This is a genomic window from Anaeromyxobacter sp. K, from assembly GCF_000020805.1.
Taxonomy (GTDB): Bacteria; Myxococcota; Myxococcia; order Myxococcales; family Anaeromyxobacteraceae; genus Anaeromyxobacter; species Anaeromyxobacter dehalogenans.
In genome coordinates this window covers 4,584,509-4,610,479 of sequence record NC_011145.1, presented here as the reverse complement: position 1 = coordinate 4,610,479, position 25,971 = coordinate 4,584,509, and the positions used below count along the sequence as shown (strand labels likewise).

At 75.9% G+C, this 25,971-nt stretch carries 24 protein-coding genes; 14 read left to right on the top strand and 10 right to left on the bottom strand.

Annotated elements, in window-relative coordinates; translation table 11 throughout:
- Positions 1-648 carry a hypothetical protein gene (locus ANAEK_RS20480; protein WP_012528036.1) on the top strand — a complete coding sequence of 216 codons (648 nt, stop codon included), beginning with the start codon at positions 1-3 and terminating at the stop codon, positions 646-648.
- Positions 649-678: 30 nt separating this feature from the next.
- On the top strand, positions 679-2,226 hold the full coding sequence (locus ANAEK_RS20475) for a HEAT repeat domain-containing protein (RefSeq protein ID WP_012528035.1): 1,548 nt from the start codon (positions 679-681) through the stop codon (positions 2,224-2,226).
- A 97-nt stretch (positions 2,227-2,323) separates the two neighbouring features.
- Here the strand turns inward: ANAEK_RS20475 and ANAEK_RS20470 are convergent, their stop codons facing one another.
- Both ANAEK_RS20470 and recA read right to left on the bottom strand, forming a co-directional pair.
- Entirely contained in the window at positions 2,324-3,766 is a 1,443-nt protein-coding gene (locus ANAEK_RS20470; protein WP_012528034.1) for an LETM1 domain-containing protein, read from the bottom strand.
- 217 nt (positions 3,767-3,983) lie between these two features.
- Positions 3,984-5,060, bottom strand: coding sequence for a recombinase RecA (gene recA, locus ANAEK_RS20465; RefSeq protein ID WP_012528033.1), 1,077 nt, complete (start codon positions 5,058-5,060; stop codon positions 3,984-3,986).
- Positions 5,061-5,332: 272 nt separating this feature from the next.
- Between recA and ANAEK_RS20460 the strand changes: the two genes are divergently transcribed.
- Positions 5,333-5,923, top strand: coding sequence for a DUF2378 family protein (locus tag ANAEK_RS20460; RefSeq protein ID WP_012528032.1), 591 nt, complete (start codon positions 5,333-5,335; stop codon positions 5,921-5,923).
- Between the two features lie 17 nt (positions 5,924-5,940).
- Here the strand turns inward: ANAEK_RS20460 and ANAEK_RS20455 are convergent, their stop codons facing one another.
- A complete protein-coding gene (locus tag ANAEK_RS20455) occupies positions 5,941-6,534 on the bottom strand; it encodes a YqgE/AlgH family protein (protein ID WP_012528031.1) in 594 nt (197 codons plus the stop codon).
- A 245-nt stretch (positions 6,535-6,779) separates the two neighbouring features.
- On the opposite strand from ANAEK_RS20455, the gene ANAEK_RS20450 reads away from it, so the two are divergent.
- Together ANAEK_RS20450 and ANAEK_RS20445 are read left to right on the top strand one after the other, a co-directional pair.
- Positions 6,780-6,983 (top strand): hypothetical protein, encoded by a 204-nt coding sequence (locus tag ANAEK_RS20450; RefSeq protein ID WP_012528030.1) that lies wholly within the window; start codon positions 6,780-6,782, stop codon positions 6,981-6,983.
- A gap of 15 nt (positions 6,984-6,998) precedes the next feature.
- Positions 6,999-8,174: a cache domain-containing protein gene (locus ANAEK_RS20445; RefSeq protein ID WP_012528029.1), complete on the top strand. Its 1,176-nt coding sequence runs from the start codon at positions 6,999-7,001 to the stop codon at positions 8,172-8,174.
- Between the two features lie 35 nt (positions 8,175-8,209).
- Here the strand turns inward: ANAEK_RS20445 and thpR are convergent, their stop codons facing one another.
- From thpR to glmU, 3 genes are all read right to left on the bottom strand, one after another.
- Positions 8,210-8,794, bottom strand: coding sequence for an RNA 2',3'-cyclic phosphodiesterase (gene thpR, locus ANAEK_RS20440; RefSeq protein ID WP_012528028.1), 585 nt, complete (start codon positions 8,792-8,794; stop codon positions 8,210-8,212).
- A gap of 62 nt (positions 8,795-8,856) precedes the next feature.
- Positions 8,857-10,692 carry a glutamine--fructose-6-phosphate transaminase (isomerizing) gene (gene glmS / locus ANAEK_RS20435; protein ID WP_012528027.1) on the bottom strand — a complete coding sequence of 612 codons (1,836 nt, stop codon included), beginning with the start codon at positions 10,690-10,692 and terminating at the stop codon, positions 8,857-8,859.
- A gap of 36 nt (positions 10,693-10,728) precedes the next feature.
- Positions 10,729-12,195, bottom strand: a complete 1,467-nt coding sequence (gene glmU / locus ANAEK_RS20430; RefSeq protein WP_012528026.1) for a bifunctional UDP-N-acetylglucosamine diphosphorylase/glucosamine-1-phosphate N-acetyltransferase GlmU — start codon at positions 12,193-12,195, stop codon at positions 10,729-10,731.
- 150 nt (positions 12,196-12,345) lie between these two features.
- Between glmU and ggt the strand changes: the two genes are divergently transcribed.
- Positions 12,346-14,004, top strand: a complete 1,659-nt coding sequence (gene ggt / locus ANAEK_RS20425; RefSeq protein WP_012528025.1) for a gamma-glutamyltransferase — start codon at positions 12,346-12,348, stop codon at positions 14,002-14,004.
- 283 nt (positions 14,005-14,287) lie between these two features.
- Here the strand turns inward: ggt and ANAEK_RS20420 are convergent, their stop codons facing one another.
- Positions 14,288-14,995, bottom strand: coding sequence for a hypothetical protein (locus ANAEK_RS20420; RefSeq protein ID WP_012528024.1), 708 nt, complete (start codon positions 14,993-14,995; stop codon positions 14,288-14,290).
- A gap of 702 nt (positions 14,996-15,697) precedes the next feature.
- On the opposite strand from ANAEK_RS20420, the gene ANAEK_RS20415 reads away from it, so the two are divergent.
- The 3 genes from ANAEK_RS20415 to ANAEK_RS20405 all read left to right on the top strand — a co-directional run bounded on the left by ANAEK_RS20415 (position 15,698) and on the right by ANAEK_RS20405 (position 17,966).
- The gene (locus ANAEK_RS20415) at positions 15,698-16,270 is read left to right on the top strand and encodes a chemotaxis protein CheW (protein WP_012528023.1); all 573 of its coding nucleotides are present in this window, start codon (positions 15,698-15,700) and stop codon (positions 16,268-16,270) included.
- Complete coding sequence (locus ANAEK_RS20410; RefSeq protein WP_012528022.1) at positions 16,267-17,070, top strand: protein-glutamate O-methyltransferase CheR; 804 nt, start codon at positions 16,267-16,269, stop codon at positions 17,068-17,070. The genes ANAEK_RS20415 and ANAEK_RS20410 overlap by 4 nt, the downstream gene beginning before the upstream one ends.
- Before the next feature lie 68 nt (positions 17,071-17,138).
- Positions 17,139-17,966, top strand: a complete 828-nt coding sequence (locus ANAEK_RS20405; RefSeq protein WP_012528021.1) for a TatD family hydrolase — start codon at positions 17,139-17,141, stop codon at positions 17,964-17,966.
- Here the strand turns inward: ANAEK_RS20405 and moaC are convergent.
- Positions 17,857-18,354 carry a cyclic pyranopterin monophosphate synthase MoaC gene (gene moaC / locus ANAEK_RS20400; protein ID WP_012528020.1) on the bottom strand — a complete coding sequence of 166 codons (498 nt, stop codon included), beginning with the start codon at positions 18,352-18,354 and terminating at the stop codon, positions 17,857-17,859. The two genes, ANAEK_RS20405 and moaC, sit on opposite strands and share 110 nt — an antisense overlap.
- Before the next feature lie 2 nt (positions 18,355-18,356).
- Positions 18,357-19,301, bottom strand: coding sequence for a thioredoxin-disulfide reductase (gene trxB / locus ANAEK_RS20395; RefSeq protein ID WP_012528019.1), 945 nt, complete (start codon positions 19,299-19,301; stop codon positions 18,357-18,359).
- Positions 19,302-19,512: 211 nt separating this feature from the next.
- On the opposite strand from trxB, the gene ANAEK_RS20390 reads away from it, so the two are divergent.
- Complete coding sequence (locus ANAEK_RS20390; RefSeq protein WP_012528018.1) at positions 19,513-20,559, top strand: thioredoxin; 1,047 nt, start codon at positions 19,513-19,515, stop codon at positions 20,557-20,559.
- A gap of 83 nt (positions 20,560-20,642) precedes the next feature.
- The gene (ispG, locus tag ANAEK_RS20385; protein ID WP_012528017.1) at positions 20,643-21,752 is read left to right on the top strand and encodes a flavodoxin-dependent (E)-4-hydroxy-3-methylbut-2-enyl-diphosphate synthase; all 1,110 of its coding nucleotides are present in this window, start codon (positions 20,643-20,645) and stop codon (positions 21,750-21,752) included.
- A 53-nt stretch (positions 21,753-21,805) separates the two neighbouring features.
- Here the strand turns inward: ispG and ANAEK_RS20380 are convergent, their stop codons facing one another.
- The gene (locus ANAEK_RS20380) at positions 21,806-22,156 is read right to left on the bottom strand and encodes a c-type cytochrome (protein ID WP_012528016.1); all 351 of its coding nucleotides are present in this window, start codon (positions 22,154-22,156) and stop codon (positions 21,806-21,808) included.
- Positions 22,157-22,182: 26 nt separating this feature from the next.
- Here ANAEK_RS20380 and ANAEK_RS20375 point away from each other — a divergent pair, with 26 nt between their 5' ends.
- Genes ANAEK_RS20375 through pyrF form a run of 3 tightly spaced genes read left to right on the top strand, consistent with a single transcriptional unit; the run spans position 22,183 to position 25,968 of the window.
- Positions 22,183-23,907, top strand: coding sequence for a proline--tRNA ligase (locus tag ANAEK_RS20375; protein WP_012528015.1), 1,725 nt, complete (start codon positions 22,183-22,185; stop codon positions 23,905-23,907).
- A 52-nt stretch (positions 23,908-23,959) separates the two neighbouring features.
- Complete coding sequence (locus tag ANAEK_RS20370; protein ID WP_012528014.1) at positions 23,960-25,282, top strand: DUF4388 domain-containing protein; 1,323 nt, start codon at positions 23,960-23,962, stop codon at positions 25,280-25,282.
- 2 nt (positions 25,283-25,284) lie between these two features.
- The gene (gene pyrF, locus ANAEK_RS20365) at positions 25,285-25,968 is read left to right on the top strand and encodes an orotidine-5'-phosphate decarboxylase (RefSeq protein WP_012528013.1); all 684 of its coding nucleotides are present in this window, start codon (positions 25,285-25,287) and stop codon (positions 25,966-25,968) included.
- Positions 25,969-25,971: the final 3 nt, after the last annotated feature.

The window sequence follows — 25,971 nt, the reverse complement described above, 5'->3', positions numbered from 1 at the left end:
ATGTCCGAGGTCTCCCCCGCGAGCCCTTCCGGCGCGGGCCACGCGCGGCGCCACTTCCTGCTCGATCGCGGGTTCCAGCTCAAGTACGCGCTGACCATGGCCGGCGCGGGGCTGGTGGTGGCGATCGCGTTCGGCCTGTGGCTGCACCAGGCCCACGCGCAGGCCACCGCGCTCCTGCCGCAGGACGCCGACACGCGCGCGCTCATCGCCCGCAGCGACCGCCTGCTGCTGGCCGCGTTCGCCGGCATCGCCCTGCTGCTCTCGGGCGCGCTCGGCCTGCTCGGCATCGTGATCACGCACCGCGTGGCCGGGCCGGTGTTCGTGATGGGCCATTACCTCTCCATCATGGCGCAGGGGCGCTTCCCGCGCATGCGGACCCTTCGGCGGGGGGACGAGCTGAAGGCGTTCTTCCGCACCTTCCTCGAGGCGGTGGACGCCATGAAGGCGCGCGAGGCGCGCCACGCCGCCGTGCTCGAGGCCGCGGTGGAGCGGATGCGCGCGGCCGAGGCCCACGCCCCCGAGCTCGCCCCCGCCATCGAGGCGCTCGCCGCCGCCGCCCGCGAGCGGCGCGCCGCGCTCGCGCTCGACGATCCCGAGCTCACCCCCATCGCCGTTCCGGCGCCCCGCCAGGGCGCCGCCGGCCGCTGAACGCCGTCCCCCGGAGCCGAGGAGCTGCCCATGATGACGCTGCGCCGCGCCGCCGCCCTGCTCGCCTGCCTGCTCGTCACCGCCTGTGGAAGCCCGAAGGACGCGGAGGGATGGGCCAGGCGGGCGGCCAGCCGGAGCCGCACCGACGAGAAGCTCGAGGCGCTCGCGCAGGTGCGCAAGGCGCCGGGCGACCGCCGCGCGGCCGTGCCGTACCTCGTCGAGGTGCTGAAGCAGGCGCCCCGGGCCCGCGGGGAGGCGGCGGTGGCGCTCGGCGAGATCGGCGACCCGGCCGCGGTGAAGCCGCTGCTCGACGCGGTGGACCGCGCCGCGCAGGACCGCGACACCCGCGACGCGAACCGGCACGTCGCCACCGCGCTCGGCGCGCTCCGGGCGCGCGAGGCGGTGCCGGCGCTCGTGGAGCTGACCGCGTCGCCGGACGGCTACACGCAGGTGGCGGCGGTGGACGCGCTCGGCGAGATCGGCGACCCGGCCGCCATCGGCACGCTGGTGCGCATCGCCACCTCGACCGAGGTCGAGCCGTTCACCGCGAAGCGCGCCATCCTGGCGCTGGGCCGGATCGGCGACGCCCGGGCCGGCCCGGTGGTGCTCCGGATGCTGTTCGAGGAGCGCCCGGGCGTCACGTTCTTCCCGGAGGCGGCGTTCGCCGCGGCCCAGATCGGCCGGCCCATGGCCGCGCCGCTGCTGGCGGTGCTGGAGGGCAAGGACGCGGCGCTGCAGGACTGGGCGCGCACGCGCGGCGTGGTGAGCGGCGCGCTGTACGCGAAGGCGGCGCAGGTGCTCGGGGACGTGGGCGGCCCGGACGCCGTGCCGGCCCTGGTGGCGCGCCTCGCCTACCGCGATCCGGATCCCCGCGTCGGCGTGTACGTGCGCGCGTTCGCGGCGGAGTCGCTCGGCCGCCTGCGCGCGCGCGAGGCGGTGAAGCCGCTCGCCGACCTCGTCGCCCGCGAGCCGGACCCGGACGCGCGCGACCGCTACTGCGAGGCGCTCGCGTGGATCGGAGACCCGGCGGCGCTGCCGGCGCTGCGCGCGGCCGCCGCGGCGGGCGCGTGGCGCGTCCGCGAGGCGCCGCTCGCGGCGCTGTCGCGGCTGGGCGGCGCGCCGGAGGCGGCGGTGGTGGAGGAGGCCATCCGCGCCTGCGGCAACGGCTGCCCTGCGCAGGAGGGCGAGGCGCTCGCCGGGATGAAGGCGCGCCTGGCCGCCGCGGCCGCCTGCCAGGACGCGGCCTGCTGGGCGGGCAAGCTCGCCGATCCCGATCCGGCGGTGCGCGATCGCGCCGCGCTGGAGGTGGGCCGCGCCGGAGGGGCCGCGCACGCGCGCGCGCTCGCCGACGCCATCGCGCGCCCGGTGGACGGGGACGCGGCCGTCGCCGCGCGCCACGCGGCGGTGCTCGGGCTGGGCTGGATCGCGGCGCGCGAGCCGCTCGGCGCGGACGCCGCACAGGTGGCGGCGGCGATCGACCGGACGGTCGCGCAGGACCGCGGCCGGACGCTCACCGCCGGCGTGAACGAGGACGCGCTGCGGCTGGCGCTCCGGCTGAAGCGGCCGGCGGCGAAGTAGGCCGCGGCCCTCGCCATCCGCTCACCCCTCGACAGGCTCGGGGTGAGCGGCTCCGGTGCTTCGGCTCCGTCCGCTCATCCCGAGCGTCGCGCGGCCCTCAGGCCGGCTCGCGCTTGCGGCCGCCGGCCTTGCCCGGCGCCTTCGCGGGCGCGGCGGCGCCTTCCGCGGCTCCGGCGCCGGGCTTCGCGCTGGGGCGAGCGGGCGCGCCGTCCCCGCGCGGGGGACGGTCCCAGGCGCTCGGCATCAGGTTGAAGGGCAGCAGCTTCGCGAGCAGCGGCAGCAGCAGCATGCCCCCGGGCGCCGCGAAGATGGCGAGCGCGGGCACCGCCTTGGCGAGGTCGATGAGCTGCGCCTTCACCTTGCGCTTCTCGGCCGCGTCGAGCTTCTTCCCGGCGGCGGCCTTCGCGAGCAGCCCGCCCAGCTCGCCGGTCTCGCGGATCTCCGTCGCCAGCGAGCCCAGGTTGTCGGTGACCGCGGTGGAGACGCGCTCGACCACGTGGTCCGCCACCGACTCCCACTCGTCGGCGAGCACCTGCCAGTCGACCGGGACGCCGCCCTCGTCGAACGCCTCGAACCAGACCTCGTGATCGCAGTGCTGCGCGGCCGCCTCCACCTGCGCGGTGGCGACCGCCTGCGCGTCGAGCCCGGCCGCCGTGGCGAACCGCTCGATCCAGCCGCGCGTCGCGTCGCCGTCGAGCCGCACCCGGAGCTGCGCCAGCAGGAGCTGCTCGAGCAGGAACGGACGCACCCGCTCCGGCGCGGCCGCGGCCAGCTCCTCGGGGGCGCGGGGGGACGCCACCACGCGTCGCGCGTCGCGCAGCTCGACCCGCGAGAGGCCGAGCCGGGGGAGCTGGCGCACCCGCACGCCGCGGGCGCGCTCGCCGTCGGAGCCGGCCGAGAGCAGCAGGCCGGAGAGCGCCTCGGCGAGCAGCACCGACTCGCGCGCGGCGTAGGCGCCGTGGCGCGCCAGCGCCTCGGGGTCGAGCCGGCCGGCGCGGTGGAAGCCGAGCACCACGCGCGCGAGCCGCCGCCGGAGGATCGCGGTCGCGCCGGGGTGGAGCGGCAGGCCGGAGACGGGATCGCCGGCCGGGTAGGCCCGGGCCTGGAGCGCCTCGGCGGCGCCGCGGATCGCGCGCTCCACGGCCCGGTCGGTGGACCCGCCCGGCTGCTCCGGCTCGACCTCCAGCGCGAGCGCGTCGAGGCCGAGCGCCGCCGCCAGGAACGCCGCGATCTCGGCGCGCTGGCGCGTGCGCAGGAACGGCTCGCCGCGCAGCAGCGCGAGGTCGAGCGCCAGCCCCACGTGCGTGCGGACCTCGTCGAGGAACGCGTCCTCGGGCGGCGGGGCCTCGGCGCAGAGCCGCCGCCGACGCAGCGAGCGGGCCACCAGCAGGCGCGCCGCCGGGAGCAGGTCGCCCCTGGCCTCGGCCGCCGCGCGCACGTCGGCCGGCAGCCGCGCGCGGGCCGCTTCGGGGTCGTGCTGCTTCAGCTCCTCCGCGAGGAGGTGCTCGAGCCAGCTCTTGTCGCTGAGGGCCTTCGCCACGTCGGTTCCGGAAGGGCGGGAGTCTAACCCGGTTCGCCCCTCGCCCGCTTGCCCACCCGGCGGATCCCCCGCCGTGCGGGCGGGCGCCGAGACGTGCCGGGCCGCGCGGTGTGGTGCGCGAGGCAGAGACGAAGCGGGCCGGCCTCTCTCGAGGCCGGCCCGACCGGGCCGCGGTCGCGGCTCCCTCGCCCGTGGGGGCGGGCGAGGGCGTTGCGGATCACTTCGCCTTGGCGCGGGGCTTCCGCTCCTCGACCGGCTCCTCCGCCGGCGGGGAGGGGACGGCCACCGGGCCGCGGTGGATGCCGAACTTCTCGAACAGGCGCGACTCGATCTGCTGGAGGATCTCGGGGTGCTCGCGGAAGAACGCCTTCGCCTGCTCGCGCCCCTGGCCGATGCGCTCGCCCCCGAAGCTGAACCAGGTGCCGCTCTTCTCGACGATGTTCTCGTTCGAGGCGAGGTCGAGCACGTCGCCCTCGCGGCTGATGCCCTGGCCGTACATGATGTCGAACTCGACCTCCTTGAACGGCGGGGCGACCTTGTTCTTCACCACCTTCACGCGGGTGCGGTTGCCGATGACGGAGTCGCCGTCCTTGATGGCCCCGATGCGGCGGATGTCGAGCCGCTGCGACGCGTAGAACTTGAGCGCGTTGCCGCCGGTGGTGGTCTCCGGGTTCCCGAACATCACGCCGATCTTCATGCGGATCTGGTTGATGAAGATGACGATGGTCGCGGACTTGGAGATGGTGCCGGTGAGCTTGCGGAGCGCCTGGCTCATGAGGCGGGCCTGCACGCCCATGTGCGCGTCGCCCATCTCGCCCTCGAGCTCGGCCTTGGGCACGAGCGCCGCCACCGAGTCCACCACCAGCACGTCGATCGCGCCCGAGCGGACCAGGGTCTCGACGATCTCGAGCGCCTGCTCGCCGCTGTCGGGCTGCGAGATGAGCAGGTCGTCGGTGCGCACGCCCAGCTTGCGGGCGTAGCCCACGTCGAGCGCGTGCTCGGCGTCCACGAACGCGGCGATGCCGCCGCGCCGCTGCGCCTCGGCGATCGCGTGCAGCGCCAGCGTGGTCTTGCCGGAGGACTCCGGGCCGTAGATCTCGATGATGCGGCCGCGCGGGAAGCCGCCCACGCCGAGCGCGATGTCCAGCGAGACCGCGCCGGTCGAGACCGCCTGGACGTCCTTCACCAGCGCGTCCTCGTTGCCGAGGCGCATGATCGAGCCCTTGCCGAACGCCTTCTCGATCGACGCGACGGCCAGCTCGATCGCCTTCTCCTTCTCCGGTCCCACGGGCATCTTTCGTCTCCTTGTAGGGCGCGCCGCGCCTGGCGCGGGGTCGATCCGTTCGGCCCCGCTCGCCGTGGCCTGTGTGAAGGGCGCTCCCGGCGACCTCTGCTGCGTGACTTCCCTTCCCCTACCAGCGCCCCCTGACACCGGGGCCGCCGGACCTGAACGTCCGGATACTGAACGGACGGTCGGGTGGAGTCAAGGAATCGTGCGGAAATCCGCGCTCATCCCGCGCGGGTCTCTGCCCGACACCCCGCCGCCTGGGGCAGACTGCCCGGTCCATGCCCGTCGATCGACAGGACCTCGAGGCCCGCATCGCCGCCGCCCGCAGCGACGACACCGTCCGCGGGCTCGTCTTCAACGCGCTGTTCGCGGTGGTGCGGGAGGTGGCCGGCGACGAGGCCGCGCGCGCCTGCGACCCCACCGGCAAGGCGAGCCGGGTCGAGTTCTTCAGCTACCCCGTGACCGACTTCCTGGCGCTCGCGGCGGCGGTCGCGGACCGGATCGGCGGGCGGCTCGGCGGCGAGCAGCAGGCGTTCTTCCGGATCGGGCACCGCGCCGGCGGGATGGTGCTCGACTCGATGGTCGGCAAGACCATGCTGGCGCTCTCGGAGGCGGGCGGCGCGCGCCAGCTGCTCGCGAACGTCCCGAGCGCCTACAAGGGCGCGGTGAGCTACGGCGAGCGGCGGCTGGAGTGGACCGGCGAGCGCCGGGCCCGCGTCACGTTCCGCCGCGAGCTGCTCGCGCCGCCGTTCCACTGCGGGGTGTTCACCGCGGTGCTGGAGCGGGTCGGGGCGAAGGACATCCGCACCGAGGCGCGCCAGACCAGCGGGCTCGACGCGGAGTGCGAGCTGGCCTGGGAGGCGGCGTAGACGCGCGGTGAAGGCCCTCAGGCCTCGGCGCCGCCGCCGCCCACCAGGAAGCCGGCCGGATCGAGCCCGAGCCGCCGCACCGCGGTCTCCCAGCGCTTCTCCATGGGCACGTCGAACACGAGGTCGCCCTGCAGCGGCAGGGGCACCCACGCGCCCTCGCCGACCTCGCGCTCGACCTGGAGCGGCGCCCAGCCGGCGTAGCCGAGCAGCAGCAGGTACGGCCCCGGGTCGCGCGCGCGCACCAGCGCCTCCAGCAACTCGCGCGAGCCGCCCAGCGCGAGCCCGGCCCCCAGCGCCACCGCGCCCTCCTCCGGCGCCGCCGGCCCGGGCCGGAACAGGATCCAGAGCCGCTCCGGCTGCACCGGCCCGCCCACCAGCACCAGGTCGTCCGCCCGCCCGGCGCCCTCGGCGCGCTCCCGCAGCCCCGCGTCCAGCCCGCCGAGCACGTCCGCCACCGTGATGGGCCCGGGCCGGTTCACCACGAAGCCGAGCGCACCCTGCGCGTGGTGCTCGGCCATGAGCACGAGCGAGCCGTTGAAGTTCGGGTCCGCCAGCGCCGGCGCCGCGACGAGGAAGCCGGGCGCGAGTCCGGCGGGAGCGTCCTGGGGCATGTGCGTCCTCCGGTGGGGCCGAGCGACGCCCGGAGATCTCGCGCGCCGCGGTGGGGAGCGCAAGCCGGTGCGACGTGGGCGCGCGCCGGGCGGGTGTGCGCGGCCGCGCAGGTGCCGCACCACCCCTGGGTGGGGCCGTCCCGGTAGGGGATCCATCCAACCCTGCGTCATCCCTCCGCGGGTGCGCGGCACCCCGCTGGCAATGGGTCGCCCGGCCGGCCCTCGGTGCCGGCGGGGAGCGAACGATGGGGAAGCTGTACGACACCGTCCGCCAGATCGACGCCGTGATCGCGCGCAAGAACCTGCCGGTCTTCAAGACCAAGGGGCTCATCGCGATCCACGTGGGCTTCTCGCTGGCGATGGTCGAGGAGGCCACGCCGGACGACGAGGCCAAGATCGACGCCCTCCGCCGCGTGGCGCGGCAGGTACTGGGCGAGCCCATCCCGTAGCGCGGGGGTCCCGACATGAAGGCCGTCTCGATCAAGACGAAGCTGGTCCTCGCCATCGTGGCCGCGCTCGCGCTGGTGGCGCTCGCGGTCGCCGCGGTGGTGCGGAACGCCGCCGAGCGCAACGTGCGGCTGGTGGGCGCCGAGGCCATCCGCGCGGCGGGCGGGACGTTCGCCGCCATGCAGCGCGCCGACGTGGAGAAGCTGGACGCGACGCTCTCCGCGCTGGCCGCGAACCCGGCGTACGCCGAGGCGTTCGCGGCGCGCGATCGCGAGCGGCTGCTGGCGCTCGCGGCGCCGGTGTTCGCCGGGCTCCGCGCGCAGCACGACATCACCCACTGGTACTTCCTCGACCCGGCGCCGGCGCGGACCTGCTTCCTGCGCGTCCACAAGCCCGAGCAGCACGGCGACGTGGTGGGGCGCGCCACGCTCGCGCAGGCGGTCGAGTCGGGCGCGCGCGGGGCGGGCATGGAGCTCGGCCAGACCGCGTTCGCGCTGCGCGTGGTCCGGCCGATGTCGCACGCGGGCGCGGCGCTCGGCTACGTGGAGCTGGGCGAGGAGGTCGACCACTTCCTCGGGCGCATGAGCGCGCAGACCGGCGACGCCTACGCGCTGGTCGTGGAGAAGCGGTTCCTCGATCGCGCCGCCTGGGCCGCCACGCGCGAAGGCCGTCGCGATCCCTGGGACGACCAGGCCGCCACGGTGGTGGTGGACGCGACCGCCGACGACCCGGCGCTCACCGCGTTCCAGGGCGACCTCGCCGCGGTGCCGGACGAGGGCCAGCTGGTGGACGAGCTGGAGCGCGGCGGGCGCACGCTCGCGCGCGGCCTGGTGCCGGTGCGCGACGCGGCGGGGCGCCGGGTGGGCGCGCTGTTCGTGCTCCACGACATCACCGACGTGCACGCCACGTTCATGCGCGCCCGCACGCGGGTGTTCGGGGTGATCTGCGCCATGGCGCTGCTGCTCGCGGGCGTGCTGGTGCTGCTGCTGCAGCGGCTGGTGTTCGGCCGGCTGGGTCGCATGATCTCCACCATGGAGGACCTCTCCGCGCGGCTCGCGGGCGGCGACCACGACGTGACCGCCCCGCCGCCCGGGCCGCCCGACGAGATCGGCCGGTTCGAGGACTTCTTCGGCCGCTTCCTGGCGGTGGTCGGCGGGCAGCTGAAGGAGCTGACGCGGCGCCGGACGGGGTAGGGCGCGTCGGGCGCGGGCAGGGCAGCGAGCCGGCGCTACCCGCCGCCGAGCGGGGCGCGCAGCACGGCCTCGTAGCGCGCGCCCCTCGGCGAGAGGTGCGACTCGAACAGTACCAGCTCGGTCGCGCGCCAGCCGAAGCCGTCGGCGTGCGCCTGCGCGGCGAGCGCGCCGCCGAGCCCCGGGGCGCCGCGCGGATCGCGCGCGCGGCCCAGCGTGAGGTGCGGCGAGAACGGGCGCGACTCGGGCGCGAAGCCGAGCGGCGCGAGCCGCGCGCCGAGGTCGGCCACCAGCGCCGACAGCGCGGCCACGTCGCCGCCGAGCCCGAGCCAGATCACCCGCGGGCGGCGCGCGTTGGGGAAGCCGCCCGCGCCGCTCACCTCGAGCGCCATGGGCCGGGCGCCGGCGGCGGCCGCCTCGACCGCGGCGCGCACCGCCTCCACCCGCTCCTCGGGCACCGCCCCCAGGAACTGCAAGGTCAGGTGCACGCCGTCGGGCGCCACCCAGCGCACGTCGCCGGCCGCGCGTCCGGCCGCGGCGCGGAGCGCGTCCGACGCGGCGCCGATGCGGCGTCGCACGGCGTCGGTGGGCTCGAGGGCCACGAACAGGCGGCGGGTGACCACGGCCGAGGTCTACCGCACCCGCGCGCCGCGCGCGAGGTCCGGCGCGGGCGCGGGCCCGCGCGCTACTCGACCGTCACGCTCTTCGCCAGGTTCCGCGGCTGATCCACGTCGGTGCCCTTCAGGTCGGCCACGTGGTAGGCGAGGAACTGGAGCGGGATGATCGACAGGAGCGGCACGAGCACCGGCGGCGCGGGCGGGACCGTGATCGCCACCTCGGCCAGGCTGGCGGCGTGCGTGTCGCCCTCGGTCACCACCGCGAACACCTGGCCGCCGCGGGCGCGCACCTCCTCCATGTTGCCGAGCGTCTTCTCGTACGCCGGCTCGCGCGTCGCGAGCACCACCACCGGCAGCTCCTCGTCGATGAGCGCGATGGGGCCATGCTTCATCTCGCCGGCGGCGTAGCCCTCGGCGTGGATGTACGAGATCTCCTTCAGCTTCAGCGCGCCCTCCAGCGCCACCGGGTACTCGCTGCCGCGGCCGAGGAAGAGCACGTCGCGCGCGGCGGCGCAGCGCTTGGCGATGGGCATGAGCTGCGCCTCCTGGCGGATCATCTGCTCCATCCAGGAGGGCACGCGGCGCAGGTCCTCGAGCAGCTCGCGGGCGCGCTCCGGCGACAGCGTGCCGCGCAGCCGGCCGAGCCGGACCGCCATGAGGAACAGCGCGGCGAGCTGGGTGGTGAACGCTTTCGTCGAGGCGACGCCGATCTCCGGGCCGGCGCGGGTGAACAGCGTGCCGCCGTCGCACTCGCGGCTGATGGCCGAGCCCACCACGTTGCAGATGGCGTACGCGCGGGCGCCGCGGGCGCGGGCGATCTTCACCGCCGCGAGCGTGTCGGCGGTCTCGCCCGACTGCGAGATGGCGAGGCACAGCACGCGCTCGTTGACCAGCGGATCGCGGTTGCGGAACTCGCTCGCCAGCTCCACCTCGACCGGCACGCGCGCCAGCGACTCGATCATCTGGCGCCCGGACAGGCCGGCGTGCCAGGACGTGCCGCAGGCGACGATCACGATCCGCTCGAGCGAGCGGGCGTAGTCCTCGGGCAGCTCCATGCCGTCGAGCGCCACGTCGCCCTGCTCCAGCGAGGCGCGCCCGCGGATGGTGTCGGCCACCGCCCGCGGCTGCTCGAAGATCTCCTTGTGCATGAAGTGCTTGTGGCCGTCCTTCTCGGCGGCCACCGCGCTCCACTCGATCTTGCGCGGCTTGCGCGCGAGCGGCTCGCCGTCGCGCCCGTACAGCGCGATGCCGGCGGGGGTGAGCACCGCCAGCTCGCCCTCCTCCAGGTAGACCACCTCGCGCGTGTGCTCGAGGATGGCCGGCACGTCGGAGGCGAGGAAGCTCTCGCCCTTGCCGTAGCCCACCACCAGCGGCGAGGCGTTCTTGGCGGCGACGATCTCCTCCGGCCGCTGCTGCGAGACCACCGCGATGGCGTAGGTGCCCTTCACCTGCGCGAGCGCCTGGCCCACCGCGGCGCGCAGGTCGCGCGCGCCGGCGGCGAGCGCGTCCGCGATGAGGTGCGCGAAGATCTCGGTGTCGGTCTCCGACGAGAACTTGTGGCCGCGCGTGGCCAGCGCCGCCTTCAGCTCGAGGTGGTTCTCGATGATCCCGTTGTGGACCACCGCCACCCCGCCGTAGCAGTGCGGGTGCGCGTTCTCGTCGGACGGCTTGCCGTGGGTGGCCCAGCGGGTGTGGCCGATGCCGGTCGTGCCGGCGAGCGGCGCGTCGGCGAGCAGCGCCACCAGGTTCTGCAGCTTGCCCTTCGCCCGCTTCACCGCCAGGCCGCTCGGCCCGACCACCGCCACGCCCGCCGAGTCGTACCCGCGGTACTCGAGCTTCCGGAGACCGCCCACGATGAGATCCACGCACTGCCGGGGGCCGACGTAACCAACGATTCCGCACATAGGGTCGCCTCAATACCACGCGGGGCGCGCGCGCTGCTAACTCGCCCGCCGGGCGGCCGGGCGGCCCTTGCGGGCGGACGCCGGGCCGGTGGCCGTCCCCTTCATCTGCTTCTCCGCCTGCCGCTGGGCCACCCACCCCTCCTTCGTCACCTGGCGCGCCCGGCCGAGCGCCAGGGCGCCTGCCGGCACCGGGTCGGTGAGCGTGGACCCGGCCGCGACGTAGGCGCCGGCGCCGATCTCGATGGGCGCGACCAGGATGGAGTCGGAGCCGATGAACGCCCCCTCGCCGATCCGCGTCGGGTTCTTGCGCTCCCCGTCGTAGTTGCAGGTGATCGTGCCGGCGCCGATGTTCGCGCCCGCGCCGATCTCGGCGTCGCCGAGGTAGGCGAGGTGGTTCGCCTTCGCACCCTTCCCCAGCCGGCTCTTCTTCACCTCGACGAAGTTGCCCACGTGCGCCTCGGGGCCGATGTCGGCGCCCGGGCGGAGGCGCGAGAACGGGCCCAGGATGGCGCCCTCGGCGACCTGCGCCTCCGAGATCACGGTGTACGGGTTCACGGTCACGCCGTCGGCGAGGACGCCATCGGTGATGACCGCGCCGGCGCCCACCCGCGTGCGCGCGCCGACGCGGGTGCGGCCGCGCAGCCGAACGTTCGGCTCGATCACCGCGTCCGCGCCGATCTCCACGCCCTCGTCGCAGTCGAAGCGGGCCGGGTCCTCGATGGTCACGCCCGCGCGCATGAACGCCTCGGCGAGCCGGCCCACCATCACGCGGTTCGCGCGCGAGAGCTCGACCCGATCGTTGACGCCGGAGGCCTCCTCGACGGGGACCTCGACGCCGGCCACGCCGCCCGCCTGCGCGGCCATGGGCACCAGGTCGGTGAGGTAGAACTCGCGCTGCGCGTTGGCGGTGCCCACCTTCGCGAGCTTCTTCCAGAGCAGCTCCGCGTCCACGCAGTACAGCCCGGCGTTCACCTCGCGCACCGCGCGCTCGGCCTCGGTCGCGTCCTTCTCCTCCACGATGCGCGCCGGCCGGCCGCGCGCGTCGCGCACCACCCGGCCGTAGCCGCGCGGGGCCTCGAGCGTCATGGTGGCGAGCGAGACCGCGGCGCGTGCCCGGCGGCGGGCGGACACCACCGCCTCGAGCGTCTCGGCGCGGAGCAGCGGCGTGTCGCCGGAGAGGATCAGCACCGGGCCGCGGTAGCCGCGCAGCGCGCGCTTCGCCGCGAGCACCGCGTGCGCCGTCCCGAGCTGCTGCTCCTGGACCGCGAAGCGGAGCGGCGCCTCGGGGAGCGCGGCGGAGAGGGCCGCCTCCACCGCCTCGGCCTGGTGGCCCACCACCACCACCACCGGGCTCGCGCCCAGCTCCAGGGCGCGCTTCACCGGGTAGTACGCGAGCGGCCGGCCCGCGACCTCGTGCAGGACCTTGGCCTTGTTCGACTTCATCCGGGTGCCCTTGCCGGCGGCGAGGACGATGGCGGCGAGCGGTGTGCGGGTGCGTGGCATGGTCGCGGAGGCTAGGCGCGGGTGGGGGCTGCGATCAAGCCTGCGCACGTGTGACCCGGAGCGCGGGCCTCCGGGCGGCGCCGGGGGGTGCGCCCGGAGGTGCCCGCCGGACCGGTCGGGAGAGGGATCCCGGCGTGGTAGAGGTCCGGCATGCCGCTCCTGCTCGCCCTCCTGCTCTCGGCCACCGCCGCCTCCCCGCGCGGCGCGGTCGCCACCGGCCACCCCGCCGCCAGCGCCGCCGCCGCGCAGGTGCTGCGGGAGGGCGGGAACGCGGTGGACGCGGCCGTGGCCGCGGCGTTCGCGCTCGGCGTGGTCGAGCCGCAGTCGTCCGGGATCGGCGGCGGCGGGTTCGCGCTCGTGTACCTGGCGCGGGAGGACCGGGTGGTGGCGCTCGACTTCCGGGAGGTGGCGCCCGCCGGCGCGTCCGCGACCATGTTCGCCGGCGGCGCCGGTGGGACGGGCCCCTCGCGCTCGCTCGACGGCGGGCTGGCGGTGGCGGTGCCCGGGGCGGTGAAGGGGTACGCCGAGCTGGCGCGGCGCTTCGGGACGCGGCCGCTGCGGCGGCTGGTGGAGCCGGCCGCGCGCCTCGCCGAGCAGGGCGCGCCCGTGAACCTGCACTACGTGCGAACCGCGCGGGCCCGCCTCGCGTGCCTGGGCGCGCGCCCCGAGGCCGCGCGCACCTTCCTCGACCGCGGCGCCGGCAACGCGCCGGTCGCGCCCGCGCCCGGGTGGCGGCTCCGCCAGCCCGAGCTGGCGCGCACCCTGCGGACCCTCGGGCGCGATCCCGAGGCGTTCTATCGCGGGCCGCTCGCCCGCCGGATCGCGCGTGCCGCGCGGGCGGAGGGCGGCGTGCTGACCGAGGCGGACCTCGCCGCGTACCGCACCCGCGAGCGGACGCCGCTCGAGGGGCGCTACCGCGGCCACCGGGTGGTCTCGATGCCGCTGCCCTCGTCCGGCGGCAGCATCGTGGTCGGCCTGCTGCAGGCGCTCGAGCACGAGGACCCGCGGGCCGGCGGCTACCGGCCCGAGCGCTTCCTGCACGCCATGGCCGAGGTGGAGAAGCGGCTGTTCGCGCGGCGCGCGGTGCTCGGCGATCCCGCGTTCGTGCCCGCCGCGGCCCAGGTCGAGCGCGAGCTCGTCTCGCCCGAGGGCGCCGCGCGGCTCGCCGCCGCGGTGGGCGAGCGCGCCGCCGTCGTGGACGCGCCGCCGCCCACGCAGGAGTCGAGCCAGACCTCGCACCTGTCGGTCGTGGACCGGGACGGCAACGCGGTGGCGCTCACCACCACCGTGAACTTCTCGTTCGGCTCCTGCGTGGTCGTGCCCGGCACCGGGATCCTGCTCAACGACGAGATGGACGACTTCGACGCCGCCCCCGGCGCCGCGAACGTGTTCGGCGCGGTCGGCACCGGCGCGAACGCCCCCGCGGCCGGCAAGGTGCCGCTCTCGTCGATGGCGCCCACGCTCCTGTTCGATCCCGCCGGCAAGCTCGCGCTCGTGGTCGGCGCCGCCGGCGGGACGACCATCCCGACCACGGTGGCCCAGGTGATCTCGCACGTGGTGGACGACGGCATGGGCCTCGCCGAGGCGCTCGCCGCCCCGCGCATCCACCATCAGTGGAGGCCCGACGCGCTGCAGGTCGAGCCGAACGGGCTCGAGGCGGCGACCGCCCGGGCGCTGGAGGCGAGGGGCCACCGGCTGCTCTGGCGCGAGCGGCGGTGGTCGAACGCGCAGGCCGCCCGCGTCGCGCCCGAGGGCTGGATGGAGGCCGCCAGCGACCCGCTGCTGGAGGGCGGGGCGGCGGTGCCGTAGCGGAGCGGTGGAGAGGGGGCGGACGCGAGGCGAGCGGGCGCACGTCTGTGTGAGCGGCGTCCGCCGCCGGCCTGGGGTGCGCGGGGCGGCCGGGGGGCGCGGGCGCACGTCGTGGGCGACTGAGCGCGGGGACGGTGCGGTCCGGAGGCGGAAGCGGGGAAGGGCTGACGACGGCCGGTGGAGGTCGTGGGCCGGCTGCGCGCGGGCGGGCGGGCGGTGCGCGTGGATGCAGCGCTCGTTGGCGGGACGGGCCGCGCGCGGGCAGCGCTGGGACGAGATCGGCTCACCGGCGGGGCGGATGTCCGGGGAACTCGTCGGGTGAGAGCAGGCCGCGGCGGCGCCAGCCCGTGGCGAGAAGCCAGGTGCGCGGGGCCGCGGTGACGTTTCGCGATCCCGTGATCACCGCAGGGCCGCCGCTACGCCACCCGTCGAACCACCGGCCGGAGGAGAACCGGTCCACGCCGCCGCGGCCCGCCGGCTTCCCCAGCCGCGTGAGGTGGCTGCGGTGGTTGAGCAGCACGTAGGCGAGCGCGGCGCGGACCTCGGAGGGCGTGCCGAGCACGCGCGCGTGATAGCGGTCCGCGAAGACCTTCCCGCGCCGGCCCATCATGCGGTTGAGCCCCTTCGCCAGGCGGATGCAGAGCCCCTGCATGCCCGAGGAGAGCGCCCGCTGCCCGTCCGCCTCCGCGATGAGGTGCAGGTGGTTCCCTTGCAGGGAGAAGTGGACCACGCCGAAGCCAGTGGCGGCCGCCGTGGTCGCCTCGAGCGCCGCCTCGACGACGCGCAGGGCGCGCTGGCTGCGGAGGTTCCAGACGTGGGGGAGCACGCGCAAGGTGACGTGCACCGGCGCGGAGGCGGTGACCGCGGGCCGCCCGTGATGAGAGACCCCCGCCCGCGCGCCCTTCGGCTTTCGTCCCGCGCCCGCCCGCCGGCCGCCGTGGGTGGGAGGAGGGGAGAGCCTGAACCGGAGCTGCCGAGCGCCACGACTCATGATTGGGCAGATATTAACGCACGGTGATCCTCGGGTCCACTGACCGTGTGGGCCGCAAGCGTGCGTTCACGGACCGTCACGCGCCGCGCTCCGCCCCGACTCGCCGCTCGCGCCCAGCTCGCGCTTCGACGGGCCCACCGCGAGCGGCGATGGCGCCCCGCGCCGGCGGCAGCGTGCCCCCGCTCGTTGGGCAGACATCGTTCGCGGTGCGCTGCGAGCGGCGACGCCATGCCGCGCCCTGCCCGCCGCGAGCTCACGACGAGCGCAGACCCGCGCCCCGCCTTCCGACTCCGCGCCGCGCCCGGCACGCCGCGAACCCCGCGGGCGAGCCGATCTCGCCCCCGCGCCCCACGCCCCGCCTTCGGGCCTCTCGCAAGCCGATCCCGCCATGCCCGGTCCCGGTCACGCGCATCCGCCCCCGACCGTCGCCGCACCCCCAAAGCCCGAGCTCCCTCGCCCGCCCCGCGACGTTCGCCGGCGCAACCGCCGCCCCCGACCGTCGCCGCACCCCCGAAGCCCGAGCACCCTCCCTCGCCCGCCCCGCGACGTTCGCCAGCGCAACCGCCGCCCCCGACCGTCGCCGCACCCTCGAGGCCCGAGCACCCTCCTCACCAGCCCGTGCACGTCCGCCCGCGCACCCGCTCCCTCCCGACTGCAACGCCTCCACGACGCCTTGCGAGCCGGTTGCGCTATCCTCGCAAGATGCCTCCCGCCGACGACTTCCTCGCCGACTCCGCGCGTGCGGCGCTGTCCGCCGAGGTCCGCCGGCTCTCCGGTGCGCTCCGCGACGCGCAGCGCGCGCTGGCGGCGCTGGGCGGTGCGTCGCTCCCGGGGCTGCACCTCGTGCTCGAGGCCGGCGGCCGGCGGGCGCTCCTGCCGGTGGCGCAGGTGGCGGAGGTGGTCCGCATGGTCGCGCTCTCGCCGCTGCCGGGCGCGCCGGCCCACGTGCTCGGGACCTTCTCCTGGCGCGGGGTGCCGGTGGTGGCGGCGGACCTGGCCGCGGCGGCGGGCGCGCGCGCGGACCTCGACCTGGACGCGCGCGTGGTGATCCTCGCGGGCGCGCCGGCGCTGGGCCTGGCGGTGGAGCGCGTGGCGGGCACGGTGGACGGGCCGAAGCTGTTCGAGGGCGATCCGGCCGAGGCGGCGCCGGAGGGCTGGCGGGGCTCGCCGCTCGTGGCCGGACTGTGCGTGGACGGCGGCGAGGTGCTCCCGCTGCTCGACCCTTCGCCCCTGCGCGCGGCGCTGGCGGGCGCGGGCGCGCCGGCGGCACCGTGACGGACGGCGCCCCGGGGCCGGCGGCGCTGGCCGCGGTGGCCCGCGCGCTCGCCGCGGAGACGGGGCTCTCGCTCGCGAGCGGCCTGGGCGACGCGCTGCGCGCCGCCCTGGACCGTGCCGCGGACGACCGGGGCACGACGCCGGCGCGGCTCGCGACCGCGGTGGCGGGGGGTGACGCCGCGGCGCTGGCGGCGCTGGTGGAGCAGGCGGCGGTGCGCGAGACCTCGTTCTGGCGCCACCCCGAGCAGCTCGCCGCGCTGGCCCGGCTCGCCGGCGGCCGCCCGGCGCCGCTCCGCCTCTGGTCGGCGGGCTGCGCGAGCGGCGAGGAGGCCTACGGGCTCGCCATGCTGCTGCGCGAGGCGGGCCGGGACGCCGCCGCGGGCGACCGGATCCTCGCGACCGACCTCTCCGCCCGCGCGCTCGAGGCGGCGCGGCGCGCGCGCTACGGCCCGCGGGCGCTCCGGCGGGTCCCGCCGGCGATCGCGGCGCGCTGGCTCCTGCCGGCCGGGCCGGACGGCGCGCGGGTGGTGCACCCGGAGGTGCGCGCGCCGGTGGAGCTCCGGCACCACAACCTCGTCCGCGACCCGCTCCCCGGGCCCTCGTTCGACGCGGTGCTGTGCCGGAACGTCCTCATCTACTTCGACCCGGCGGTCGCGGCGACGGTGCTGCGCGCGCTGCTCGCCGCGGTGCGCCCCGGGGGCTGGCTGGTCCTCGGCCCGGTGGAGCTGCCGCTCGCGGCGGAGCTCCCGGTGGAGTGGGTGGAGGACGGCGGGGCGACGCTGCTGCGCCGCCCGCCCTGATCGCGCCGCAGCACCCCGCCGCGGCGTCCGCGCGGGCTTTCCCCGCCGCGGCCGGTTACGATCCCGCCGTGTTCGACGCCTTCCTCCACGCCGGCGCGCTCGGGGCGCGCGAGGTCGCCGACCTCCGCTTCTTCGGGATCGAGGGGGCGCTGGTGCCGTCCGGCGACGCGGTGGTCACGGCCACGCCCGCGGCCATCCGCCGCGGCTGGGACCAGGTGTCCACCGCCGCCCGCCGCCTGCGCCGCGGCGGCCTCGCGGCCTGGGCAGCCCTCGGGATCCACCCGCGCCGGATCCCGGCGCGTGGCCTGGAGGCGCTGCTCGCCGAGCTGCCGGACGCGCTGGGCCGCCCGGAGGTGGCGGCGCTCGGCGCGGTCGGGCTGGCCGAGGGCGGCGCGATGGAGGAGCGGGTGCTGGCGCGCCAGCTCGAGCTGGCGCGCGAGCTGCGGCTGCCGGTCGTCGCGGCGGTGCCGCTGCGCGGGCGCGAGCGCCTCACCCGGCGGCTGCTCGCGGCGCTGCGCGAGTCGGAGCTGGAGCCGGCGCGGGTGCTGGTGGCCGGCGCCGATGAACGGACGGTGAAGGCGATCCGCGCCTGCGGCCACCTGGCGGGCCTGGCGCTGTCGGGCGGCGCCGGGCCGCGCGGCGCGGTGGACGCGGCGGTGCGGGTGGTGGCGTCGCTCGGGCCGGAGGGGATCGTCCTCGGCTCGGACGCCGGCGTGGGCGCGGGAGACCTGCTGGCGCTGGCGCGGGCGGCCGACCGGATGGCGAAGGCCGGGCTCGCGCCCGCCGTCATCCGCCGCGTGTGCGGCGCGAACGCGATCCGCTTCCTCGGCGTCGATCCGGCGGGGCTGCGGGGCCGCGGGTCCAGTGCCCGCTCCGCCCGCCCTTCTTCTCGATGAGCTCGATCGCCGTGATCGACATGCCCTTCTCGTACCGCTTCAGCATGTCGTAGATGGTCAGGCACGCGGCCGAGACCGCCGCCAGCGCCTCCATCTCCACGCCGGTCCGGTCCACCGTGCGCACGGTCGCCTCGACCGCGACGCCGCCCGGGCCCGGCACCGCGCTCACGTCCACCGCGGACAGCGCGATGGGGTGGCAGAGCGGCACCAGGTCCGGCGTCTTCTTCGCCGCCAGGATGCCCGCCAGCCGCGCGGCGGCGAGCACGTCGCCCTTCTCCACCTCGCCCGCGCGGATCCTGCCCACCGTGTCGGCGGACATCGCCACGAAGCCGTGCGCCACGGCCACGCGCTCGGTCTTCGGCTTCGCGCCGACGTCGATCATCTTCATGGCTAGTTCCAGCTCTCGGTGACGTGCTCGCCCAGCCAGCGCTCCGCGTCGATGGCGGCGGAGCAGCCGGTCCCGGCCGCGCTGATCGCCTGGCGGTAGTGCGGGTCCGACACGTCGCCGGCCGCGAACACGCCCGGCACGCTGGTGGCGGTGGAGGGCGCCTTCACGGCGAGGTAGCCGACCTCGTTCATCTCGAGCTGGCCCTTGAAGATGCCGGTGTTCGGCTCGTGGCCGATGCCCATGAACACGCCCTTCAGCGGCAGCTCGCGGGTCGAGCCGTCGCGGGTGTCCTTGAGCCGGACGCCGGTGACGGCCTTGCCGTCGCCGAGGATCTCGTCCACCACCGCGTTCAGCACCAGCTCGATCTTCGGGTTCTTGCGGGCGCGGTCCTGCATGATCTTCGAGGCGCGCAGCTCGCCGCGGCGGTGCACCACGTGCACCTTGCTCGCGTACTTGGTGAGGAAGCTCGCCTCCTCCAGCGCCGTGTCGCCGCCGCCCACCACCGCGATCTCCACCCCGCGGAAGAAGAAGCCGTCGCAGGTGGCGCAGGCCGACACGCCGCGCCCCTGGTACTGCTTCTCCGACGGGATCTGCAGCCACTTGGCGGAGGCGCCGGTGGCGACGATCACCGCGTCGGCGGTGTAGAGCGTGTCGTCCTGCCAGAGCTTGAACGGGCGCTGCGAGAAGTCTACCCGCGTGATCTCGCTCGCCTCGAAGCGCGTGCCGAAGCGCTCGGCCTGCTTCTTCATCTTCTCCATCAGCTCCGGCCCGAGGATGCCCTCGGGGAAGCCGGGGAAGTTCTCCACCTCGCTGGTGATGGTCAGCTGGCCGCCCGGCTGCATGCCCTCGAACAGCAGCGGCCGGAGGTTGGCGCGCGCGGCGTAGAGCGCCGCGGTGTAGCCCGCGGGACCGCTGCCGACGATGACGAGCCGCTCGTGCTTGGACATGGCGTGACCTCCCAGGTGCGAGGGGACCTCTGAATAGCCGCTTGGAGCCAGCGTGTCACGGCGAAGGTTCGCCCGCGCATCGCCCGGGCGAGGGGGCGCCGGGCGCCCCGCCGCGCGCGGTCGAAACCGTTGACGGACCGGCCGTTTTGGCGGAAGGTTCGCCTCCTCCGGGCCGTTGGCCCGACACACCTCCCGCGGAGCCCTCATCCCCATGCGCAACGTCGTCCTCGGCGCGCTCGCCGTCCTTGCGGCCGCCTGCCAGTCCCCTCGCCCGGCGCAGCCGGCGCAGCAGAAGGAGAACCCGTCGGCGCCGGTCGCCAAGGTGGGCGGCCAGGCCATCACCACGGGCGAGCTGGACGAGCTCGTGAAGAGCGACCTGAAGCAGCTCGAGCAGCAGTACGAAGAGCAGAAGTACCAGCTGAAGCGGCAGGGCCTGGAGTCGATGATCCGCCGCCGCGTCTTCGAGGCGAAGGCGAAGGCCGAGGGCATCACGCCGGACGAGCTGGTGAACCGCGACGTGGTCGCGAAGATCCCCGAGCCCGCCGACGACGAGGTCCGCGCCCTGTACGAGCGCGCCAAGGCGGGCGGCCAGCAGCTCCCGCCCATCGACCAGGTGAAGCCGGACATCGCCCGGTTCATCAAGAACCAGAAGGCGCAGGCCGAGCTGACGAGCTACTACGAGAAGCTGAAGAAGGACATGAACGTCGAGGTGCTGCTGCCGGCGTACATGCCGCCCAAGGTCGAGGTCGCGGCCACCGGCCCGTCGAAGGGCCCGAACGACGCGCCCATCACCATCGTCGAGTTCTCCGACTTCCAGTGCCCGTTCTGCGTGCGCGCCGAGCCGACCGTGAAGGACGTGATGGCCGCCTACCCGGGCAAGGTCCGGGTGGTCTACCGCGACTTCCCGCTCCCCTCGCACGACCTCGCGCCGAAGGCCGCCGAGGCGGCGCACTGCGCCGGCGACCAGGGCAAGTACTGGGAGATGCACGACCGGCTGTTCGCGGCGAACGGCAAGCTCGCCGTGGACGACCTGAAGGGCTACGCGCGCGAGGTCGGCGTGGACGGCGCGAAGTTCGACCGCTGCCTCGAGTCCGGCGAGAAGGCCCCGGTGGTGCAGGAGCACCACAAGGCCGGCGAGGCGGCCGGCGTGAGCGGGACCCCGGCGTTCTTCATCAACGGCCGGCTGATCTCCGGCGCGCAGCCGCTGGAGGCCTTCAAGGCCGTCATCGACCAGGAGCTGAAGGCGGCGGGCAAGTAACCCCTGACCTAGGCTGGACTGGCGAAACCGGCGGTCGCGTCCTAGATCCGGACGCGGCCGCCGTGCCGTTTCGGAGGTGTCGAGTGGGCGCATACGGGCAGGGTGAGGGCGCGACGCTGGGCGAGCGCCGGAAGACGCGGCAGATCCGCGTCGGCAACGTGCGGATCGGCGGCGACGCGCCCATCGCGGTGCAGTCGATGACGACCACGCAGACCGCCGACGCCGCGGCCACGCTGACCCAGATCCGGGCGCTGGCCGAGGCGGGCGCCGACGTGGTGCGCCTGGCCGTGCCGGACCAGGACGCCGCCGCCGCGCTGCCGGAGATCGTGAAGGCCACGCCGGTGCCGCTGGTGGCCGACATCCACTTCGACTACCGGCTGGCGCTCGCCGCGCTGAAGGCCGGGATGCACGGCATCCGCCTGAACCCCGGCAACATCGGCTCGCGCGATCGGGTCCGCGAGGTGGTGAAGGCCGCCCGCGAGCGGATGGTGCCGGTGCGCATCGGCGTGAACGCCGGCTCGCTGGAGAAGGACATCGTCGAGAAGCACGGCTGGCCCACCGCCGCCGGCATGGTGGAGAGCGCCGAGCGCCACATCCGCTTCCTCGAGGACGAGGGGTACCGCGAGATCAAGGTCTCGCTGAAGGCGCACGACGTCGCCATGACCGTGCAGGCGAACCGGCTCTTCTCGCGCCAGTTCGACTACCCGCTCCACCTCGGCGTCACCGAGGCCGGCACGCTGCTCGCCGGCACGGTGAAGAGCGCCGCGGGGCTGGGCATCCTGCTGGGCGAGGGCATCGGCGACACCATCCGCATCTCCCTCACCGCCGATCCGGTCGAGGAGGTGCGGGTGGCGCGCATGCTGCTCACCTCGCTCGGCCTCAAGTTCGGCGGCGCCACGCTCACCTCCTGCCCGACCTGCGGCCGGTGCTCGGTGGACATGATCCCGGTCGCCGAGCGCGTCGAGCGCCGGCTCGCCACGCTGAAGGGCGAGGTGCAGGTGGCGGTGATGGGCTGCGAGGTGAACGGGCCGGGCGAGGCGGCCGCCGCCGACGTCGGGATCGCCTACGGCCACAACGGCGTGGGCCTGCTGTTCCGCGACGGCAAGATCGTGAAGCGCATGAAGGCGGAGGAGCTGGAGGAGGCGCTGGTGGCCGAGGCCATCCAGATCTCCGGCCAGCGCGCGCCGAAGTAGTTTCGCGCGCCCTGAGCGCAGGCGGTGCCACCGGCACCGCCGGAGTCGAAGGGCTACGGCGCGCGGCCGGCGGCGAGCGCCGCCAGGTAGGCCGCGAGCGCGCGGCGGTCGGCGTCGGTGCCGCGGAACGGCGGCATGGCCGGGTTCAGCTCCGGCAGGCGCCCCAGCGCCTCGTAGGCTCGCGGGGCGTCCCAGCCCGCCACCCGCGGCGCGAGCGGGATCTCCCGGTGGCAGTGCCAGCACTGCTGCGTGAGCACGCGCTTGCCCTGGGCGGCGAGCTCCGGGGTCTCCACCGCGGGGGGCGCGCGGCGGCCGAAGGTGCCGGCCGGGAGCTGCGACAGGAGGGCCGCCCCCAGCGCCAGGACCACCGCGGCGGCGAGCGCGTAGCGGGTGCGCGCAGGCATGAGGTTCCATTGTATAACCCACCCCCATGCACGCCGTCCGCTACAGCCAGGCCTTCATCCCCACGCTCAAGGAAGCGCCCGCCGACGCGCAGGTCGCGAGCCACAAGCTGCTCGTCCGGGCCGGCTTCATCCGCCAGCTCGGCGCCGGCATCTACGACTACCTGCCGCTCGCGAAGCGCTCCCTCGCGAAGGTCGAGGCGATCGTGCGCGAGGAGATGGACGCCATCGGCGGCCAGGAGTTCTACCTGCCCGCGCTCCACCCCGCGGAGATCTGGAAGGAGTCCGGCCGCTGGGACGTGATGGGCGACAACATGTTCCGGCTGAAGGACCGCAAGGGCGGCGACTACTGCCTGGGCATGACGCACGAGGAGATCTTCACCGCCGTCGCCCGCGACGAGCTGCGCAGCTACCGGCAGCTCCCGCAGGTCTGGTACCAGATCCAGACGAAGTTCCGCGACGAGCCGCGGCCCAAGTCCGGCCTGCTGCGCGTCCGGCAGTTCACCATGAAGGACGCGTACTCCTTCGACGTGGACCGGGCCGGGCTGGACCGGAGCTACGAGGACCAGCGCCGGGCCTACGAGAAGATCTTCACCCGCTGCGGCCTCGACTTCGTGGCGGTGCAGGCGCACTCCGGCTCGATGGGCGGCAGCGAGTCCTCCGAGTTCATGGTGCGCACCGAGGCCGGCGAGGACCTGGTGGCCGCGTGCCCGAGGTGCCGGTACGCCGCCAACACCGAGACCGCCACCTCGCGCGTCGCCGCCGAGGCGGACGGCCCCGGGCTCGGGGCGCCCGAGAAGTTCGCCACCCCCGGCGTCGTCACCATCGAGGCGCTGGAGCAGGCGCCGCACTCGGTGCCGGCGCGGCGGCAGCTGAAGACGCTCGTCTACATGGCGGACGAGAAGCCGGTCATCGCGGTGGTGCGCGGCGACCAGGAGCTGAACGAGGCGAAGCTGCAGACCGCCACCGGCGCGGTGGCCGTCCGCCCCGCGCACCCCGAGGAGATCCCGCCGCTCATGGGCGCGCGGGCCGGCTCGCTCGGCGCGGTGCGGTTCACGAGGGCGCGCGTCCTGGTGGACCCGTCGCTCGCCGACCGCAAGGACATGGTCACCGGCGCGAACGAGGACGGCTTCCACCTGCGCGGCGTGGACGTCCGGCGCGACGTCCTCGCGCACGGCGCCACGCTGGCGGAGCTGCGCACGGTGAAGGCCGGCGAGGGCTGCCCGCGGTGCGACGGCACGCTCGACGTCTTCAAGGCGCTCGAGATCGGCCACATCTTCAAGCTCGGCACCAAGTACTCCGAGTCGATGAAGGCGACCGTGCTCGACGCGGAGGGCAAGCAGGTGCCCATCGTGATGGGCAGCTACGGCATCGGGGTGGAGCGCATCCTGGCCGCCGCCATCGAGCTGCACCACGACGACAACGGCATCGTGTTCCCGATGGCCATCGCGCCGTTCCACGCCACCGTGCTCACGCTCGGCCCGGAGCCGGAGCTGCGCAAGGCGGCCGAGGAGGTGGTGGCCGCGCTCGGGAAGGAGGGCGTCGAGGTGCTGTTCGACGACCGCGACGAGCGCGCCGGGGTGAAGTTCAAGGACGCCGACCTGCTCGGCATCCCCATCCGCATCGCGGTGGGGAAGAAGGGGCTCGCCGCCGGCAACGTGGAGTGGAAGCTGCGCAAGGGCGGCGCGGTGGAGCTCGTCCCGGTGGGCGAGGTCGCGCGCAAGGCGGCCGAGGCGGTCCGGGCGGCGACGTAGTCGGTCCGGCCCGGGCGGGCGCATCCCGCCGCGCCGGGCAGCGGAGGGGTGGATGCGCGCGAAGCTGTCGGTGGGGGCCGAGGGCCAGGTCACGTTGCCGCCGCGCGAGGCGGAGGCGCTGGGGCTCGCCGGAGGGGGCGACGCCGAGCTGGTGTCGGCGCGCGGCGCGTTCGCGCTCATCGCCCCCGCGCGCGGCGAGACGCCGCGCTCGTGGTTCGCGGGCTCGCTCTCGGCGCTCTCCGTGCCCGAGGTGATCCAGTTCGTGTTCACCTCCCTCAAGACCGGCGTGCTGCTGCTCGCGTTCGGCGCCGACGGCGAGCACGCGGCCGCGCCCGACCGGCCCGAGCAGCTGCGGCGGCGCAGCATCTTCTTCCGCGACGGGCAGGTGGTGTTCGCCTCCTCCTCCGAGCCCGCCGAGCGGCTCGGCCCGATGCTGGTGCGGTCCGGCCTGGTCCGGGCCGAGGACCAGGAGCGCTGCCGCCACCTCGTCTCCGCCGGTCATCCGCTCGGGCAGGTGCTGGTGGACCAGGGGCTGCTCTCGCCCGGCCAGCTCTACGAGGGGATGACGCTCCAGGTGACCGAGATCCTGATGGGCGCGTTCCTGGAGTCCACCGGCACGTTCGCGTTCCTCGAGGGACGGACCGACGAGCAGAACGCGGTGAAGCTGCCCCAGCGGACCCGCGAGCTCCTGCTGGAGGGCATGCGCCGGGTCGAGGAGGCGGAGCAGCTCGGTCGCGAGCTGGGCGGGCGCGACGTGGTGCTGCACCGGGCCCGGGGCGGCGCGGACGCGGCCGGTGGGCTCGCCGCGCTGGAGGCGCGGCTCGTCGAGGCGGTGGACGGGGCGCGCACGATCGGCGAGGCGGCCCGGGCCGCCAGCCTCACCCTGCGCGAGGCGCTCGCCACCGCGGTGATGCTGGTCCGCCGCGGCGTGCTGGCGGCCCCGGCCCTGCCCGCGGCGCCTTCGCCCGAGCCGGTGCCGGAGACGCCGCGCCCGACCCCGCCGCCCGGCGTGCGCACCTCCGGGCCGTTCGAGATCTACCGCCGCATCTTCGTGCGCGTGCACGAGGCGCTCGCCGCCGCCCAGCCGGACGCCTCGGCGCGGCTCAACAGCTACTTCGAGCGCCTGCCGCCGAAGCAGCGGGCGCTGTTCGAGGGAGTCCGCCTCGCCGAGGACGGCTCGGTGGACGTGATGCTGGTGCTCGCGAACGTGCTCGCGGTCGGGACCTGGACCGGCGCGGCGGCGCGGGCGCGGGCGCTGGAGGCGCTCGAGGACCTGCTCGCGTTCGCGCTGTTCGAGGTGAAGAACTGCCTGCCCCGCCCCGAGGCCGACGCGCTGCTGCGCGAGGTCGGGCGCATGCAGGTCGGAAAGGCCTAGCCATGAAGCCGTCGGAACGGATCTGCGCCGCGCTCGACTTCCCCACCTTCGCCGCGGCGGAGCCGTTCGCGCGGGCCGTCGCGCCCGAGGTCGGCCTGCTCAAGGTGGGCCTCGAGCTGTTCGCGGCGGAGGGGCCCGCCGCGGTGCGCGCCGCGGCGCGGCTGGGTCGGCCGGTGTTCCTCGACCTGAAGCTGCACGACATCCCCAACACCGTGGAGGGCGCGGCGCGAAGCGCGGCCGCGAGCGGCGCGGCGCTGCTGACCGTGCACGCCGCCGGCGGCGCGGAGATGGTGAAGGCGGCGGTGCGCGGCGCCGGCCCGGGGGTGCGGGTGCTGGCGGTGACGGTGCTCACCAGCCTGGACGCCGCGGCGCTCGACGCCGTCGGCCTCGCCGGCCCCCCCGAGGCGGCGGTGGTCCGGCTGGCGCGGCTGGCGGTGGGCGCCGGCGCCGGCGGGATCGTCTGCTCGCCGCACGAGGTCGCGGCGGTGCGCGCGGCGGTGGGGCCCGGCCCCCTGCTGGTGGTGCCCGGGGTCCGGCCCGCGGGGGCGGCGAAGGGCGATCAGGCCCGGGTGGCGACGCCCGCCGAGGCGGTGCGCGCCGGCGCCGACGTCATCGTGGTGGGGCGACCGCTCCGCGACGCGCCGGATCCGGCCGCCGCGGCCCGCGCCATCGCCGCCGGGCTCTAGCGG